Genomic DNA, 14576 nt, shown 5'->3' with positions numbered 1-14576 from the left:
ATGAGCGACGTCATCCGGTTGGCCCGCCACGCCCACCACTATCTGGCGATCTTCGACAAGGACAAGGCGCTGGCGCTCTATCACACCAAACGACTCGCCTCACCCGGACAGCGAATCGTGTTGTACGCCAGTGAATGTTTCGGTTGTGCACTCTAAACTGAACAACGAGCAATCTACGACGGGCGGTAACAGGATGGCCGACGCTACCAGCTCATTGAGCCTTCTCAAGCGGCAGCCCTTTTGGTGGTTGGTGATAGGTGTGGCTGGTGCTGCTGGCTCGGTATGGGGGAAGCGCCTAGGCCAGGACCGCCCACTCCTGGGTTATATCGTTTTCGTTGTTGGCCTAGCGCTTATCGCGATCGGTCACGGCTGGGCGATCAACTGGGCGTACGTTCGTCTTGTCGGTCATGATCGGCATCATCAACGGCGCGCCTAATCGCAAGTAGCACGGACATCAGCGCGTCGTGTTGTACGCCAAGGATCGCGGGTGTTCGGCCCCGGGCTGCACCGTGGCCGGCTACTACTGCGAAGTCCACCACGTCACCGACTACAGCAAGTGCCACAGCACCGACGTCAACGACCTCACCTTCGCCTGCGGCCCCCATCATCGCCTGCTGAAACCGGGCGGCTGGACCACCCGCAAGAACGCCAACGGTGACACCGAATGGAGCCCGCCCCCACACCTGGACCGAGGCCAACCGCGAATCAACACCTTCCATCACCCCGAGAAACTGCTCCGCGATGGAGACGACGATGAGGCGGCCGCGTCCTCGGCATAGCGGCCAAAGCCGCGCTACAGGATTTTCATCTGCTCGGGCTGCGGCTCGGCCGGCTCGAGCAACTGCGGGCCGTTGTTGCGGACGTTGTTGACCAACGTCGACACCTCGCGCATCCGGATGGCGCTCACATCGGGCGTGCGGGTCAGCAGTTGCTCGTCGATCGCGGCGTCCGGGTCCAGCCACCGGTCCCAGTCGCGCTCGGGCAACACCAGCGGCATCCGATCGTGAATCTGCGCCAGCTCCCCCGGCGCATCGGTGGTGATGATCGTGCAGCTCAGCAACGGCGACGCGTCCTTGGCCGGCTTCCATACCGACCACAGACCGGCCATGAACAGCGGCTCCCCGTCTTCGGAGTACATGAAGAACGGCGTCTTGCGGGTCTTCTTGCCGGCCGCGTCGTCCGAGTTGACCCGCCACTCGTAGTAGCCGTCCATCGGGATCAGGCAGCGCTTGGACTTGGCGCTGGTCCGGAAGGCCGGCGACGTGGTGACCTTGTCCGCGCGGGCGTTGATCAGCATCGGGCCCTTGGTGTCGGGCGCGCCGTCGGCACCCGCCTTGGCCCACGGCGGCACCAGGCCCCAGCGCATCAGCCGCACCCGACGGGTCGGCTGGTCCTCGGGCTCGGAACGCCTGCTGACGACAGCCGCGATGGACGTGGTCGGGGCCACGTTGTAGTTGGGTGCGCTCGAGGCCCCATCGGCGCCGGTGGCCTCGTCAATCGCCTTGATCTTCTCGGCCAGCAGGGCCGGATCGGTGGTCACCGCGAACCGTCCACACATAAGACCCATAGTGGCAGAGCCGCGAAGTCCTATTGGGGCAGAAACCGGTGACAGGCGATGATGGACCGGTGACGACCTGGACCGCCCCCTTGGCATCGCAGCCGGTGCACGCGACCGTGACCGTGCCGGGTTCGAAGTCGCAGACCAACCGGGCCCTGGTGCTGGCGGCGCTGGCGGCCACGCAGGAACAGGGCACCCCGACCGTCAGCGGGGCGCTGCGCAGCCGCGACACCGACCTGATGATCGGGGCGCTGCGCACCCTGGGCTTGCGCATCGACGGCGACGGGACGGAGCTGACGGTGAGCGGCCGCGTCGCCCCGGAGCCGCCGACGCAAGTCGATTGCGGCCTGGCCGGCACGGTGCTGCGGTTCGTGCCGCCGCTGGCGTCGCTGGCCGAGTCGGCGGTGGAGTTCGACGGCGACGAGCAGGCCCGGGCCCGGCCCATCGCCCCGCTGCTGGACGCGCTGCGCGGGCTCGGCGTGCGGATCGACGGCTCCGGCCTCCCGTTCCGGGTGCTGGGCACCGGTTCGATCATGGGCGGCACCGTGGACATCGACGCCTCGGCCTCGTCGCAGTTCGTCTCCGGCCTGCTGTTGTGCGCGGCCTCGTTCACCGAGGGCCTGACCGTGCAACACACCGGCGCGTCGCTGCCATCGGCTCCGCACATCGCGATGACGGTGGTGATGCTGCGCCAGGCCGGGGTCGACGTCGACGACTCCGTCGCCAACCGCTGGACGGTGCGGCCCGGGCCGGTCGCGGCGCGGCACTGGGAGGTGGAGCCGGACCTGACCAACGCCGTCCCCTTCCTGGCCGCGGCGGTGGTCAGCGGCGGCGCGGTGCGCATCACCGGCTGGCCGGCCAGCAGCGTGCAGCCCGCCGACAACATCCTGCACGTCTTGGGCAAGCTCAATGCCGTTGCCACACACAATGATTCGTCCCTGGAGGTACGCGGGTCCGGGGACTTCGGCGGCTTCGACGTCGACCTGCGCGCGGTCGGCGAGCTGACGCCGTCGGTGGCCGCGCTGGCGGCACTGGCGACGCCGGGGTCGGTGTCACGCCTGTCCGGCATCGCGCATCTGCGCGGCCACGAGACCGATCGGCTGGCGGCGCTGAGCGCGGAGATCAACCGACTGGGCGGCGAGTGCACCGAAACCCCCGACGGTCTCGAGATCACCGCGAAGCCGCTGCGGTCCGGGGTGTGGCACTCCTATGCCGATCATCGAATGGCGATGGCGGGTGCGATCGTCGGGCTGCGGGTGGACGGGGTCGAGGTCGACGACATCGGCGCCACCAGCAAAACGCTGCCGGACTTTCCGCGGCTGTGGGCCCGCATGCTGGAGCCCGGGGAAGAGCAGCGCATGTGAAGCCGGGCGACTACGACGAGTCGGACGTCAAGATCCGCTCCGGCCGGGGCTCGCGCCCGCGGACCAAAACCCGTCCCGAGCACGCCGACGCCGAGGCCGCGATGGTGGTCAGTGTCGACCGTGGCCGCTGGGGATGCGTGCTGGGCGGCGACGTCGACCACCGGGTCACCGCCATGCGGGCGCGCGAACTGGGCCGCACCCCGATCGTGGTGGGCGACGACGTCGACGTGGTCGGTGACCTGTCGGGGCGGCCGGACACGCTGGCCCGCATCGTGCGTCGCGGGGAGCGGCGAACGGTGTTGCGGCGCACCGCCGATGACACCGATCCGACCGAACGGGTGGTGGTCGCCAACGCCGACCAGTTGCTGATCGTGGTGGCGCTGGCCGACCCGCCGCCCCGCACCGGCCTGGTGGACCGGACGCTGATCGCCGCCTACGCGGGCGGACTCACGCCGATCCTGTGCCTGACCAAGACCGACCTCGCCCCGCCGGAGCCGTTCGCGGAGCAGTTCGTCGACCTGGATCTGACCGTGGTGGCCGCCGGCCGCGACGATCCCCTGCTGGCCGTGGCGGACCTGCTCGCGGGCAAGATCACCGTGCTGCTCGGGCATTCCGGCGTCGGGAAGTCCACCTTGGTGAACCGCCTGGTGCCCGACGCGGACCGCGCCGTCGGCGACGTGACCGACATCGGCCGGGGGCGGCACACGTCGACGCAGTCGGTGGCGCTACCGCTGACCGAGCCGCTGGGCACCACCGGATGGGTGATCGACACGCCGGGCATCCGTTCCTTCGGGCTCGCCCATATCCAGCCCGACGATGTCATGATGGCGTTCTCCGACCTGGCCGAGGCCATCGCGGATTGCCCCCGCGGCTGCGGGCACATGGGGCCGCCGGCCGACCCCGAGTGCGCGCTGGACACCCTGACCGGGCCCGCCGTGCGCCGCGTCGCCGCGGCCCGCCGGCTGCTGGCCGCGCTCAACCAGACTTCTTAGCCAGCCGCATGCCGAGCTCGTCGGGCGGCACCAGATGGCCTTCCGCGCAACGAATTTCGACACCCACCTCGGCGCCGCAGCCCAGGTGGGTCAGCCGTAGCCGGTTGCGGCCCGGCAGGTGATGCCTCCCCCACTCGAACAGCGCCCACACCACCGGCATGAAGTCGACGCCGGCGTCGGTGAGCACATACTCATCACGGCTGCGCTGCCCGGGTTCTTGATAGGGCTGGCGCCGTAGCAGCCCCAGCTCGACCAGTTCGCTCAGCCGCGCCGAGGTGGCGGCCTTGGTGATGCCCACCCGCCGGGCGAAGTCGTCGAACCGGGTGGTGCCGTAGTACGCCTCGCGCATGATCAGCATCGCGGATTTGGTTCCGACGACCGCCATCGTCTTCTCGATCGCGCACTCGCCCACCGCCGACCAGGCGTCGCGGTCGGCCAGCGGTCCTTGCAGCAGTGTCATCTAAATCACCTCCGCACCTGGGTTGCTTTAAGCATACCGAGGTGTTTACCTGGGTACAGCGATCTATACCTAGATCGAGATCGACTCGAGGAGGAGTCATGACGAGCCATCCCAGTTTCGGGGTCCGCGACGCCGTCATCGTCGGAGCCGTCCGCACCCCCATCGGCAAGGGCAAGGCCAGTGGCGCGCTGCACGACGTGTTGCCCGCCGACCTGCTGGCCCACAGCCTGCGCGAGCTGGTGGCGCGCACCGGCGTGGATCCGGCCCAAGTCGACGACGTCATCGCCGGCGCCGTCACCCAGGTCGGCGACCAGGCCGCCAACATCGCCCGTAATGCGCTGCTGGGCGCGGGTTTCCCGGAGTCGGTTCCCGGTGTCACGATCGACCGGCAATGCGGCAGTAGCCAGCAGGCCATCAGCTTCGCCGCCCAGGGCGTGGTCGCCGGCGCCTACGACCTCGTCATCGCCGGTGGTGTGGAGTCGATGAGCCGCGTGCCGATGGGTACGCAGGTGCTGCCGGGCAGTAACCCGATGGGCGAGGACATGACCCGCCGCTATCCCGACGGCCTGGTGCTGCAGGGCATCAGCGCCGAGCTGATCGCCGCGAAGTGGGGCTTCTCGCGCGCCCAGCTCGACGAGTTCTCGGCAGGCAGCCACGAGAAGGCCGCCCGCGCCACCAAGGAAGGGCTGTTCGACAACGAGCTCATTCCGATCGCCGGGCTGGCCACCGATGAGATCATCCGCCCCGGCACGACGGTCGAGACGCTGGCCGGATTGCAGCCGGCGTTCTACAGCGACGCGGCCAAAGCCCGCTTCCCGCAGATCAATTGGGAGATCACGCCCGGCAACTCCTCGCCGCTGTCCGACGGCAGCGCCGCGGTGCTGATCGCCAGCAGTGAGGCCGCCAGCAAGCTGGGGCTACGCCCGCTGGCGCGAATCCACACCGCCACCGTGGTGGGCTCCGACCCGCTGTACATGCTGACCGGTGTCATACCGGCCACCGAGAAGGTGTTGTCGAAGGCGGGTCTGACGCTCGCCGATATCGACCTGTTCGAGGTGAACGAGGCGTTCGCACCCGTCGTGCTGGCCTGGGCCAAGGACACCGGAGCGGATCTGGCCAAGACCAACGTCAACGGCGGTGCCATCGCCATCGGCCACCCGTTGGGCGCCAGCGGTGCTCGCCTGATGACCACCCTGGTCAACGCGCTGGAACAGCGCGGCGGTCGCTACGGGCTGCAGACGATGTGCGAGGGGGGCGGCATGGCCAACGCCACCATCATCGAGCGACTCGACTAGGAGGGTCCATCGTGAGTAATTCGCAAGAAATCAAATTCGACGGCATCCGGATGCGCTACGACAGCGCCAAGAGCTACGACGCACTGCTCGCCGCATTGCTGGATGACATCGGTGAAAAGCCGGTGTCGCTGACAGACCTCGCGAAGGCCGATACCTGGGCGTCCTACCAAAAGCAGGTCGAACCCCACGTCGGCCCAAGCGGATTCATGTTGTTCAAGCTGATCGACCACGGTGCCTGGATCAGCAAGGCTGGCATCGACCGCAAGGTGATGCGCGTGGTCCTCGGCAACCCGCTGATCGCCATCACCATGCTGCGCCACGACGTGAAGGCCGGTTTGTTCGCCCCGGTCGAGCTGCTGCTCGTCGACGAGGGTGAGGGCCGCAGCAGTTTGACCTACATCAAGCCGTCGTCACTGATGGTATTCGAACCGAATGCGGAATTACTGAGCGCCGCAGAGAAACTCGACGCCAAGCTGGCGGCACTGGCCGCCAAGGTGACCAGCGGCTAATGCCGTCAACGCAGGTGAGCGGCCCGGAGCGGGTCGATGATTCTGTGCATAATCAGCGTGGGCAGCCGCAATTTCGAGAGCGCCTCAGTCCTGTTGGGGGCAGCGAGCATTGCCGCCTGCTGACGAAGTTTGCCGTTGGGGTCATGGGCCCGTTGACGGCTTATCGCGCCGACTGCGGTGGTGCAAATGGCCAGTAGACTCCGACGAACTTCAAAGGCACTACACAGCTACTCGGGGTAGCATCGCATCTCCGATCATGCCAACGGTTTCGGCACCCCATCCCTGCGGAGCGCATCGCGGAGGTTCTCCAGAGTGAAGTCTTCCAATTCGCTCCGTTTCGTAGGCAAAGGAGAAGGAGCTATGGCGGCGCACAGGCGCTATGGGCGACTTATGGCCCTGCCGCTGACAATTGGTCCGCTTCTGGTCGCCGGGGTCATCTGGGCCGGCCCGGCTTATGCTGACGTTGCCTCCTATCTGAGTGACCTGCACAACGGGGGGATCCGCGACGTCGACGGCGGTGACGCGACGCTGGTGCAAGTAGGCCAGGAGATTTGCCAACAGGTATGGGCGGGCGTTGATGTCCGACAGCTGAAGCAAACGGTGCTGCAGACCTCCGACGCCAGGCTGGGCAGAGGTGGGCTCACTCCCGAACAGGCCAGCGACTTCGTTAACTACGCCGTAAACGATCTTTGTCCATAACTAGTTGGTGTTACCGAGAACAAGTTCCCAGTGGTGTTCCTCAAATAGTGGTTAACGCCTGGTGCAGCCGCACCCGCACTCCTGTGGCGTTCGACGTGTCGCGATGCCTGGGCACCGGCGCCGATCTGGCCAAGACCAACGTCAACGGCGGTGCCATCGCCATTGGCCACCCGTTGGGCGCCAGCGGTGCTCGCGTTGAGGATCCCGGCGATTCGCGACTGGGCGGAACACCCGGCGGCGGGAATCATCGGCTGACACTCGCTGACGACCGTCATTGACGATCGTCAGCCATTGACGTACGGTGCCCCCATGGAGTCACTACGCGCGCCATCCGCGACCGGATCGCCGGGCGCAAGCGTCCGCGAAACGCGCCGGCTGGAAACCCGCGCGCGCCTGTTCGACGCGGCGCTGGCCGAGATCTCGCGGCGCGGCGTGGCCGCCGCCGATGTCAGTGCGATCGTCGCCGAGGCGGGCGTGGCACGGGGGACGTTCTATTTCCATTTCCCGACCAAGGAGCATGTTCTCATCGAGGTGGAGCGGGTGGAGGAGACCCGGATCATCAGCGAACTCGGCGACGCCAAGGGTGAGCTGGCGTCGGTGCTCTCCCAGCTCGTGCATCACGTGCTCAGCGCCGAAAGTCGTTTGGGCGAAGCGGTTTTCCGGGACATGCTCGGATTGCATTTCTCCTCGACCCGTCCGGTCGAAGACGAATTCGCCCAGCACCCGGTCGGACAATTCCTGGTGGGTGTCATCGGTCGGGCCCAGGACGCGGGGCAGGTCAACTCCGACGTCGACGCGGCCGAGCTCGCGACGTTCTTTCTCACCGGACTGTTCGCGCTGCTGGCCACCGGGACCCATGATGCCGCGCTGTTAAGCCGTTACGTGACAACGATTGTCAAAGGAATGGAGAAGCGATGAACCGCACCGGCATCGAAGGCTACCGGGACTTTCTGGCCAAGCGTGACGGCGAGGCCGATCTGCTCAACAGGCGGCTGGCCAACCGCGAGCAGTTCTTCAGCGACATCGAATCCAATCCCGTGCGGTCGGCCCACCCCGCCGACCGAACCACCTTCCTGCGCAACCTGCGCCGCCGACGACCCGAACCCGGACTGGACGCCAAGATGCTGTTCCTGCTGGCAACCGCAAAGCTCAATCAGGCGGAGCGATTCGGCGTGGGGTTGGGCGAGACCTACGGGCGCAACAGCGACGAGAGCGTGCCGCCCGAGCGCGTCTACCTCGAACTCGAAGAGCACTACCACACCCGGCTGCTGGCCTACGCGCTCGACGTGTTCGACCTGACCTTCCAGGTCGTCCCGCCGCCCTTCGTGATACGCCAGTTCGTCAAAGCGAATGTGTTCCTGCCCGAACGGCTCGGCTTCATGTTCGTCGGAGCCGCGGAGATGGCGGGATGCATCCTGTTCGACGAATTACGCCGTGCCGGCAGAAGGCTTTTCGCCGACGAACCCCGCGTCGCCGAGCGAATCGAACTGCTCTACAGCGAAATCCTCACCGACGAGATCGGCCACGTCGGCTACTGCGCGTCGCGCTGCACGTCCGCGGAGCGGGCGATCATGCGCCGAATCTATCCCCTCATCGGGCGACTGTTCGCCCGTCAAACCGCGGAAATAAGCCTGCTCATCGACCCGAAGGCCTTGCACGCGCGTCTGGACCGTCCCTTCGACGTCGAGGAACTCACCGCCGACCTCGACAACGAGACCTATCTCGTCACACACCCCTGACCATAGGGATACGCAGCGCACCCGCAGGGCCACGCCGGTCCAGGGCACGGCGGCGTTCGAGCAGGGCACTGCACTGTTGCTCGCACGTGGCCACGCTCATCTCGCTGGCGCGGGGCGGCCGCTCCTCCAGCAGCGCGACCGGCAGGCGTGCGACATTGGCCGGCGCCCCGTACTGCGGTGCCACGCCGAATGCCTCGCGGGCCGCGTCATCACCCGGCGACGGCGCCGGGCCGGTGAAATCGATCGAGGTGAACGGGACCCGGCTGGCCAACAATTCCGACATGACGCGCGATCGCGGCGAGCTCGCGCCGCACCAGGAACTCGGCGACCGGGCCGGTCAGGTCGGGCAGGTCGAGCCGCAACGCGGCGTGCTGCGCGGGAAAGTGCGACACCTGGGATCCGACGAACACCTGCACATCCTCCTGTATGGCCGAACCGTCCGGGAGGCTCGAATGCATACCGCGACAGTGCAATCCACGGCGGCTCACTCCATGCGTTCAACCCATTGAGCGCGGGATGGCCCCGGTTCGAACGGCTCGCTGAAGTACTGCGTCTCGCGGACCACTTCCCCACCTTCGAGCTCCATGATGCTGACCACGTAGAACGGTTGCCCGTCATACGTCAGGACTAGTTCGCTGATCCAGAGGCCGCCGCCGCCCAGCATGCGCCGGACGTTGAAGCGTTTGGCATTCGGCTGAGCGGCGCGTGCGGCCTGGATATTGGCCCGGCCCCGGATTCGCTCGCCCGATTGCGGATACTCGAGAACAGCGTCGACCCGATAGATCTCGTGCTCCGCCCCGAAGTCGTTGGTGTCCGAAGCTGCCCAGTGGCGCCGCAAAGCGTTGCGCACATCCTCATCATTCATGGCGGCTGTCTCCTCGTGGGTGGATGCACCAATGTTCCGCCATCGGATCTCTGAGCGCAGCCCTTTACCCGGGTGCACCGCGGGAGTATCGTTCGCGCGTGCCAGCCAGGCGCGGTGAGCGCGGTCGGAGGTAGCGCTGATGGGTCGTGTCGCGGTGATCACCGGAGCCAGCCGGGGCATCGGCGCGGCGACCGCATTGGTCATGGCGGAGCAGGGATTTCGGGTGGGCGTCAACTACCGGTCCAGCGCCGCGGAGGCCGACGAGGTGGTCGCGGCCGCCGCCGCTGCGGGCAGTGAGGCCGTCGCGATTCGAGCCGATGTCACCGAACCCGACGATGTCGCCGCCATGGTCGGCGAGATCAACACGAGGTGGGGCGGCGTTGACGTGCTCGTGCACAACGCGCTCATCCCCTACGACGTCACCTCGTTCGCCGATCTGAGCTGGGAGCAGCTGGGCGGCAAGCTGGACCGCGAACTGCATGCCGCCTTTTTGGTGACCAAAGCCGTTGTCCCCGAGATGATTTCGCGGACGTATGGTCGGCTGATCTATCTCACCACGGTGTTGTCCCGCCGTCCCAGACAGGGCATGATCACGGTAGGAACCGCCAAGGCGGCAATGGACCAGTTTGTCCGCTACGTCGCACTCGAGCTGGCTCCGCACCAGATCACGGCCAATCTCGTCTCGCCCGCCACCGTCGCCGATCCCACGGCGAACGCGCTGTTGACGGCCGAACAGATACACCAGCTCGGCGCGACCAATCCCATGGGGCGGCTCGTCAGCCCCGAGGAGGTGGCGAAGACGGTGGCCTTCCTGGCCGACGAGGATTCCGGCTTCATCACCGGCCACTGCCTGGAGGTCAACGGCGGCCTCGCCATGGATTGACAGCGGATTCTGCTACCGGGAAAGGGGTTCGGCGTGCAGACGATCGATCTCGCTTACGTCGGGCGGGGCATTCACGAGGAGCTGGTCGCCCATGTCGCCGATCAGGAGGACTACTACCGGGACGAAGGTGTTCACGTCGCGATCCGCGATGGGGTCGGCTGGAGCGCGCAGCGGCTGCGCCACGGCGCGGTGATCGGCCTGGGCCGGGCCCTGCTGTCGCGGCTTCACGACGGGATCGGATGGAAAGCGTTGAGCGTCAACACCGATCGCCCGTTGTTCTGGTTTCTGGGCAACGCCGAGGTGAAGTCCATGGCGGACCTTCGTGGTCGGCGTCTGGCCGTACACGCCGCCGACAATCCACCAGGCACCTTCGCCCGGATCGTCCTGCGTGAGCATGGCCTGGACCCCGACCGCGACCTCCGCTGCGTGGTGCGGCATCCGGGTGACTACCAGATGGACATCCGGCGGCTGCGTGACGGCTCGATCGATGCCGCCTACGTGGGCAGCACCCTGTCCCCCGAACAGGTCGCCGCCGAAGAGGGGTTTCACCTGCTGGCCTGGGTCGGCGATCACTTCCAGATCCCCACCGTGGGCGTCGCCGTGGACCCAGTCCACATCCCCCTGGACAGCCCCGCGCTGCAGGCCCTGCTGCGTGCCAATCAGCGCGCGCTGCGATTTCTCACCGAACAGCCAAGCCGTGCAGTCGATTACATCAACTCGTTCCTCGACCGGCTCGCCCCCGATGAAGCGCGATGGCACTACGAGCGTTACGTCGGCCCGTACTTCACCCCGGACTATCGGGTTGATCCGGAGGTCGCGCAGCGCGCGATCGACGCGGTGGCCGGCGAACTCGGTGTCGCACCGATAAGCGCGACGGGCTTCTATGAGTGTGGCCACGGAGTTTCGCCGCCAGGTGACCAATAGCTCATACCGGGCTGGGTACGCGATAAGAATGCCAGCGAACCGACGAATCTCTCGAGTGCTGGACCAACACCGTTTTCATGCGCTTTCAGCGGTTTTGCCGCCTGGATCAGCCAGTACCGCCCTGATGTTGTTGGACCCCGACCTGCGCATTCGCGGCCTGAACGCGTCCTACGAGGCGATCTCCCTGCGCGCACGCAACGAGCTGCTCGGCAGCTACGTCGGCGACGCGTTCCCGGAGAATCTCGACGACCAGCCGGCCAACGGCCTCGGGTTGCTGGCGGCGTCCGTGGAGTCCGCGCTGGGCCGCAACAGGACCGACGTCATGCCGATCATGCGCTAACATCACCGATCCGCGGAATCCCGATAACTTCCTGCCGGACGGCGCGTCGGCGATGGCCGAAGAAATTCGGCAACTTCAGCGCGCGCTGGAAACCCGAGACGTCATCGGGCAGGCCAAGGGCATGCTCATGGAGCGCTTCGACATCGACGCGGCGGCGGCCTTCGATCTACAGGTGAGGCTCTCACAAACCTTGAGCACTCCACTGGCCGAGCCGGCCCACAAGCTGATCCAGATCGACCACCCCAACCGATGACGATCCGGCGCGAAAAGCCAACGGGCAGTTAGGCAGCCAGGCCTTCGCCGGCAGGGCGGGCGACGGCCGCACGCTTCCCGCGCCGCCAACCACGCACCGCGGCAATCGCGGATTTCAGGCCGCGGCGGCGGCCGGTCACCGGGTCGGTGCCCAGGAAGCCGGGCTCGAGCTCGGCGAACATCCGCTCGCTGCGGGTCTCCGGGGCGTTGTCGGCGTCGTCGCGCAAATACTTGTTCGGCAGCGACAGCTTGGCCAGCGTGCGCCACGTCTTGGCGTACTGGAGCAAGAATGAGCCTGTGGTGTAAGGCAAGTCGTACTTGTCGCAGACTTCGCGCACTCGCACCGAGATCTCGGCGTACCGATTGCTCGGCAGATCCGGGAACAGGTGGTGTTCGATCTGGTGGCACAGGTTCCCGCTCATGAACCGCAGCGCCGGCCCGGCCTCGAAATTGGCGCTACCCAGCATCTGGCGCAAGTACCACTGCCCCTTGGACTCACCGACCATGTCGGTCTTGGTGAATTTCTCTGCGCCGTCAGGGAAATGGCCGCAGAAGATGACCGCGTTGGCCCACACGTTGCGGATCACGTTGGCAACCGCATTGGCCTTCAGCGTGGAGGTGTAGGTTGCGCCGGGCGATAGCGCGGTCAAAGCCGGGAATGCGACATAGTCCTTGAGCACCTGCCGTCCGGCCTTGGCCAGGAACTCGTCGGTGCGCTGTCGCGCGTCGTCGTGGTCCATCCGCTTCTTGACGATCTTGCCGAGCTCCACATGCTGCAGGCCCACCCCCCACTCGAAGAGCAGCGCGAGCAGGGTGTTGTACACCAGGTTGAAGATGTTGAAGCGCTTCCAGCGCTGGTCGCGGGTGACGCGCAGCAGGCCGTAGCCCACGTCGTCGTCCATCCCGAGGATGTTCGTGTACTTGTGGTGCACGAAGTTGTGGGTGTAGCGCCAGTGCTTGGACGACCCGCTCATGTCCCACTCCCAGGTCGAGGAGTGAATCTCGGGGTCGTTCATCCAGTCCCACTGGCCGTGCATGACGTTGTGGCCGATCTCCATGTTCTCGACGATCTTGGCCACGCCCAGGGTCACCGTCCCCGCCCACCAGGCCGAGCGCCGCGAACTGGCGGCCAGCAGCAGCCGGCCGGATACTTCCAGCGCGCGCTGGGCGGCGATGGTGCGGCGGATGTAGCGGGCGTCCCGCTCGCCGCGCGAATCCTCCACGTCCTGGCGGATGGCATCCAGCTCAGCGGCCAGGTTCTCGATATCGGCGTCCGTTAGATGGGCGAATACGTCGACGTCTGTGACTGCCATCGTCGTCATCTCCCTGCGATCGTTGATTCGGTCCTTAAAGTGGTCCAGACCTACGCTATCGTAACCTACGAAGCCGTAGGTTACCTATGAGTAGCGTTTAAATGTCGAGCATGCAATCGCCGGAAGCGGCGGACACACAGGTCTGCACCCGGGTCCCCGGGTCGTGCTCCTGGCCCGTGCGCAGATCACGAACGTGACCCTCCACGAGGCCGACCACACACGACTGGCAGATCCCCATGCGGCACCCGAAGGGCATCTGCACGCCGGCGCCCTCACCCGCGTCCATCAGCGACGTCGCCGCGTCGGCATCGACCGTGCGTCCGCTTCGGGCGAAGGTGACAGTGCCGCCGGCGCCGGTGGGTGCGGCCTTGGACACCGCGAACCGCTCGAGGTGCAAGCGCTCACCGATACCCGCGGCCGACCAAACTCGCTCGGCCTCGGCGAGCATGCCTTCCGGACCGCAGGCCCAGGTTTGGCGTTCGCGCCAGTCCGGCACCTCCCGATCCAGCACGGAGAGGTCCAGCCGGCCCTGGGTGCGGGTCTCGCGCAGCCGCATCCGATAGCCGGGATGCTCGGCGGCCAGCGCGGACAACTCGGCGCGAAACATGACGTCTGACTGGGTGGGCGCCGAGTGCAGGTGGGCGATGTCGCCGATTTGGTTGCGTCGCACCAGGGTTCGCAGCATCGACATCACCGGCGTGATCCCGGAGCCGGCGGTGAGGAACAGGATCGACGCGGGCGCCGGATCGGGCAGCACGAAGTTGCCCTGCGGCGCGGCCAGCCGGACGATGGTGCCCGGCTCGACGCCGGCCACCAGGTGCGACGACAGGAACCCCTCCGGCATCGCCTTCACGGTGATGGTCACGGTGCGCGCCGAACCGGAGTCGGAGCGCGAGCCTCCGCCGGCCGGGGCCGAGGTGAGCGAATACGACCGCCAGCGCCAGCGACCGTCCATCAGCAGTCCGATGCCGATGTACTGGCCCGGCTGGTAGTCGAAGTTGAAGCCCCAGCCCGGCTTGATGACCAGCGTCGCGGAATCTTCCGTCTCGCGGCGCACCTGCAGGATGCGGCCCCGCAGTTCGCGGGCCGACCAGAGCGGGTTGGCCAGGTGCAGATAGTCATCGGGCAGCAGCGGCGTCGTGATGCGCGCGGCGAGCTTGCGCAGCGCATGCCAGCCAGGGTGCCGGTCAGCGCCGGCGACAACGGGTCGCGCGGTATCGACGACGTTGCCCGTGATCGATGGGTTACGTCTGCCCAGGGGAAGCTCCTGTTCACGATGCGGCGTCTGGCTTGCGCTCACATTGTGATCGATTCTGTGCGCTTCACGAAACCTACGGTACCGTAACCTACGCTGTCGTAGCTAGCGCTGCTGCCCGATTTGTC

At 66.7% G+C, this 14576-nt stretch carries 19 protein-coding genes and 2 pseudogenes; 14 read left to right on the top strand and 7 right to left on the bottom strand.

The window, feature by feature from the left end; all coding sequences use genetic code 11:
* Together B8W69_RS13850 and B8W69_RS13845 are read left to right on the top strand one after the other, a co-directional pair.
* A complete protein-coding gene (locus B8W69_RS13850; RefSeq protein WP_439330611.1) occupies positions 1 to 156 on the top strand; it encodes a DUF222 domain-containing protein in 156 nt (51 codons plus the stop codon).
* Between the two features lie 299 nt (positions 157 to 455).
* Positions 456 to 779 (top strand): annotated as a pseudogene (locus B8W69_RS13845) (HNH endonuclease signature motif containing protein); the annotation flags it as partial.
* Between the two features lie 14 nt (positions 780 to 793).
* On the opposite strand, the gene B8W69_RS13840 reads toward B8W69_RS13845, so the two are convergent.
* Positions 794 to 1558, bottom strand: coding sequence for an SOS response-associated peptidase (locus tag B8W69_RS13840; protein WP_085290361.1), 765 nt, complete (start codon positions 1556 to 1558; stop codon positions 794 to 796).
* Positions 1559 to 1626: 68 nt separating this feature from the next.
* On the opposite strand from B8W69_RS13840, the gene aroA reads away from it, so the two are divergent.
* Together aroA and rsgA are read left to right on the top strand one after the other, a co-directional pair.
* Positions 1627 to 2922 (top strand): 3-phosphoshikimate 1-carboxyvinyltransferase, encoded by a 1296-nt coding sequence (gene aroA, locus B8W69_RS13835; protein WP_085290360.1) that lies wholly within the window; start codon positions 1627 to 1629, stop codon positions 2920 to 2922.
* Positions 2919 to 3914, top strand: a complete 996-nt coding sequence (rsgA, locus tag B8W69_RS13830; protein ID WP_085290359.1) for a ribosome small subunit-dependent GTPase A — start codon at positions 2919 to 2921, stop codon at positions 3912 to 3914. The genes aroA and rsgA overlap by 4 nt, the downstream gene beginning before the upstream one ends.
* Here rsgA and B8W69_RS13825 read toward each other — a convergent pair.
* Positions 3898 to 4374, bottom strand: coding sequence for a winged helix-turn-helix transcriptional regulator (locus B8W69_RS13825; protein ID WP_085290358.1), 477 nt, complete (start codon positions 4372 to 4374; stop codon positions 3898 to 3900). The two genes, rsgA and B8W69_RS13825, sit on opposite strands and share 17 nt — an antisense overlap.
* Positions 4375 to 4472: 98 nt before the next feature.
* On the opposite strand from B8W69_RS13825, the gene B8W69_RS13820 reads away from it, so the two are divergent.
* From B8W69_RS13820 to B8W69_RS13795, 6 genes and pseudogenes are all read left to right on the top strand, one after another.
* Positions 4473 to 5669, top strand: coding sequence for a thiolase family protein (locus B8W69_RS13820; protein WP_085290357.1), 1197 nt, complete (start codon positions 4473 to 4475; stop codon positions 5667 to 5669).
* 50 nt (positions 5670 to 5719) lie between these two features.
* A complete protein-coding gene (locus B8W69_RS13815; protein WP_085290373.1) occupies positions 5720 to 6178 on the top strand; it encodes a DUF302 domain-containing protein in 459 nt (152 codons plus the stop codon).
* Between the two features lie 360 nt (positions 6179 to 6538).
* On the top strand, positions 6539 to 6877 hold the full coding sequence (locus tag B8W69_RS13810) for a DUF732 domain-containing protein (protein WP_085290356.1): 339 nt from the start codon (positions 6539 to 6541) through the stop codon (positions 6875 to 6877).
* Between the two features lie 113 nt (positions 6878 to 6990).
* Positions 6991 to 7074 (top strand): annotated as a pseudogene (locus tag B8W69_RS31990) (hypothetical protein); the annotation flags it as partial.
* Between the two features lie 112 nt (positions 7075 to 7186).
* On the top strand, positions 7187 to 7795 hold the full coding sequence (locus B8W69_RS13800; RefSeq protein WP_085290355.1) for a TetR/AcrR family transcriptional regulator: 609 nt from the start codon (positions 7187 to 7189) through the stop codon (positions 7793 to 7795).
* Complete coding sequence (locus B8W69_RS13795) at positions 7792 to 8616, top strand: hypothetical protein (RefSeq protein ID WP_085290354.1); 825 nt, start codon at positions 7792 to 7794, stop codon at positions 8614 to 8616. The genes B8W69_RS13800 and B8W69_RS13795 overlap by 4 nt, the downstream gene beginning before the upstream one ends.
* On the opposite strand, the gene B8W69_RS13790 is transcribed toward B8W69_RS13795, so the two are convergent.
* From B8W69_RS13790 to B8W69_RS13780, 3 genes are read right to left on the bottom strand one after another with little or no spacing between them, the layout of a single operon-like run.
* The gene (locus tag B8W69_RS13790; protein ID WP_085290353.1) at positions 8603 to 8899 is read right to left on the bottom strand and encodes an AraC family transcriptional regulator ligand-binding domain-containing protein; all 297 of its coding nucleotides are present in this window, start codon (positions 8897 to 8899) and stop codon (positions 8603 to 8605) included. The genes B8W69_RS13795 and B8W69_RS13790 overlap by 14 nt on opposite strands.
* Positions 8826 to 9074: a hypothetical protein gene (locus tag B8W69_RS30305; protein WP_133057998.1), complete on the bottom strand. Its 249-nt coding sequence runs from the start codon at positions 9072 to 9074 to the stop codon at positions 8826 to 8828. Before B8W69_RS30305 ends, B8W69_RS13790 begins: the two co-directional genes overlap by 74 nt.
* A 26-nt stretch (positions 9075 to 9100) precedes the next feature.
* A complete protein-coding gene (locus tag B8W69_RS13780) occupies positions 9101 to 9481 on the bottom strand; it encodes a nuclear transport factor 2 family protein (RefSeq protein WP_085290351.1) in 381 nt (126 codons plus the stop codon).
* A 139-nt stretch (positions 9482 to 9620) separates the two neighbouring features.
* Here B8W69_RS13780 and B8W69_RS13775 point away from each other — a divergent pair, with 139 nt between their 5' ends.
* The 4 genes from B8W69_RS13775 (at position 9621) to B8W69_RS30935 (ending at position 11881) form a co-directional block, all read left to right on the top strand.
* Positions 9621 to 10364, top strand: coding sequence for an SDR family NAD(P)-dependent oxidoreductase (locus B8W69_RS13775; RefSeq protein ID WP_085290350.1), 744 nt, complete (start codon positions 9621 to 9623; stop codon positions 10362 to 10364).
* Between the two features lie 33 nt (positions 10365 to 10397).
* Positions 10398 to 11288 (top strand): ABC transporter substrate-binding protein, encoded by an 891-nt coding sequence (locus B8W69_RS13770; RefSeq protein WP_085290349.1) that lies wholly within the window; start codon positions 10398 to 10400, stop codon positions 11286 to 11288.
* 124 nt (positions 11289 to 11412) lie between these two features.
* Complete coding sequence (locus B8W69_RS30940) at positions 11413 to 11628, top strand: PAS domain-containing protein (RefSeq protein WP_085290348.1); 216 nt, start codon at positions 11413 to 11415, stop codon at positions 11626 to 11628.
* Positions 11629 to 11680: 52 nt separating this feature from the next.
* On the top strand, positions 11681 to 11881 hold the full coding sequence (locus tag B8W69_RS30935; protein WP_085290347.1) for an ANTAR domain-containing protein: 201 nt from the start codon (positions 11681 to 11683) through the stop codon (positions 11879 to 11881).
* A 28-nt stretch (positions 11882 to 11909) separates the two neighbouring features.
* On the opposite strand, the gene B8W69_RS13755 is transcribed toward B8W69_RS30935, so the two are convergent.
* Together B8W69_RS13755 and B8W69_RS13750 are read right to left on the bottom strand one after the other, a co-directional pair.
* Positions 11910 to 13193, bottom strand: coding sequence for a fatty acid desaturase family protein (locus B8W69_RS13755; RefSeq protein ID WP_085290372.1), 1284 nt, complete (start codon positions 13191 to 13193; stop codon positions 11910 to 11912).
* A 97-nt stretch (positions 13194 to 13290) separates the two neighbouring features.
* Positions 13291 to 14451, bottom strand: coding sequence for a ferredoxin reductase (locus tag B8W69_RS13750; RefSeq protein WP_085290371.1), 1161 nt, complete (start codon positions 14449 to 14451; stop codon positions 13291 to 13293).
* Positions 14452 to 14576: the final 125 nt, after the last annotated feature.

This window comes from Mycolicibacterium vulneris, assembly GCF_002104765.1.
GTDB classification, from domain to species: Bacteria; Actinomycetota; Actinomycetes; order Mycobacteriales; family Mycobacteriaceae; genus Mycobacterium; species Mycobacterium vulneris.
Note: the sequence above shows the minus strand (reverse complement) of the source record. Positions and strands in the feature narration are given on the sequence as shown.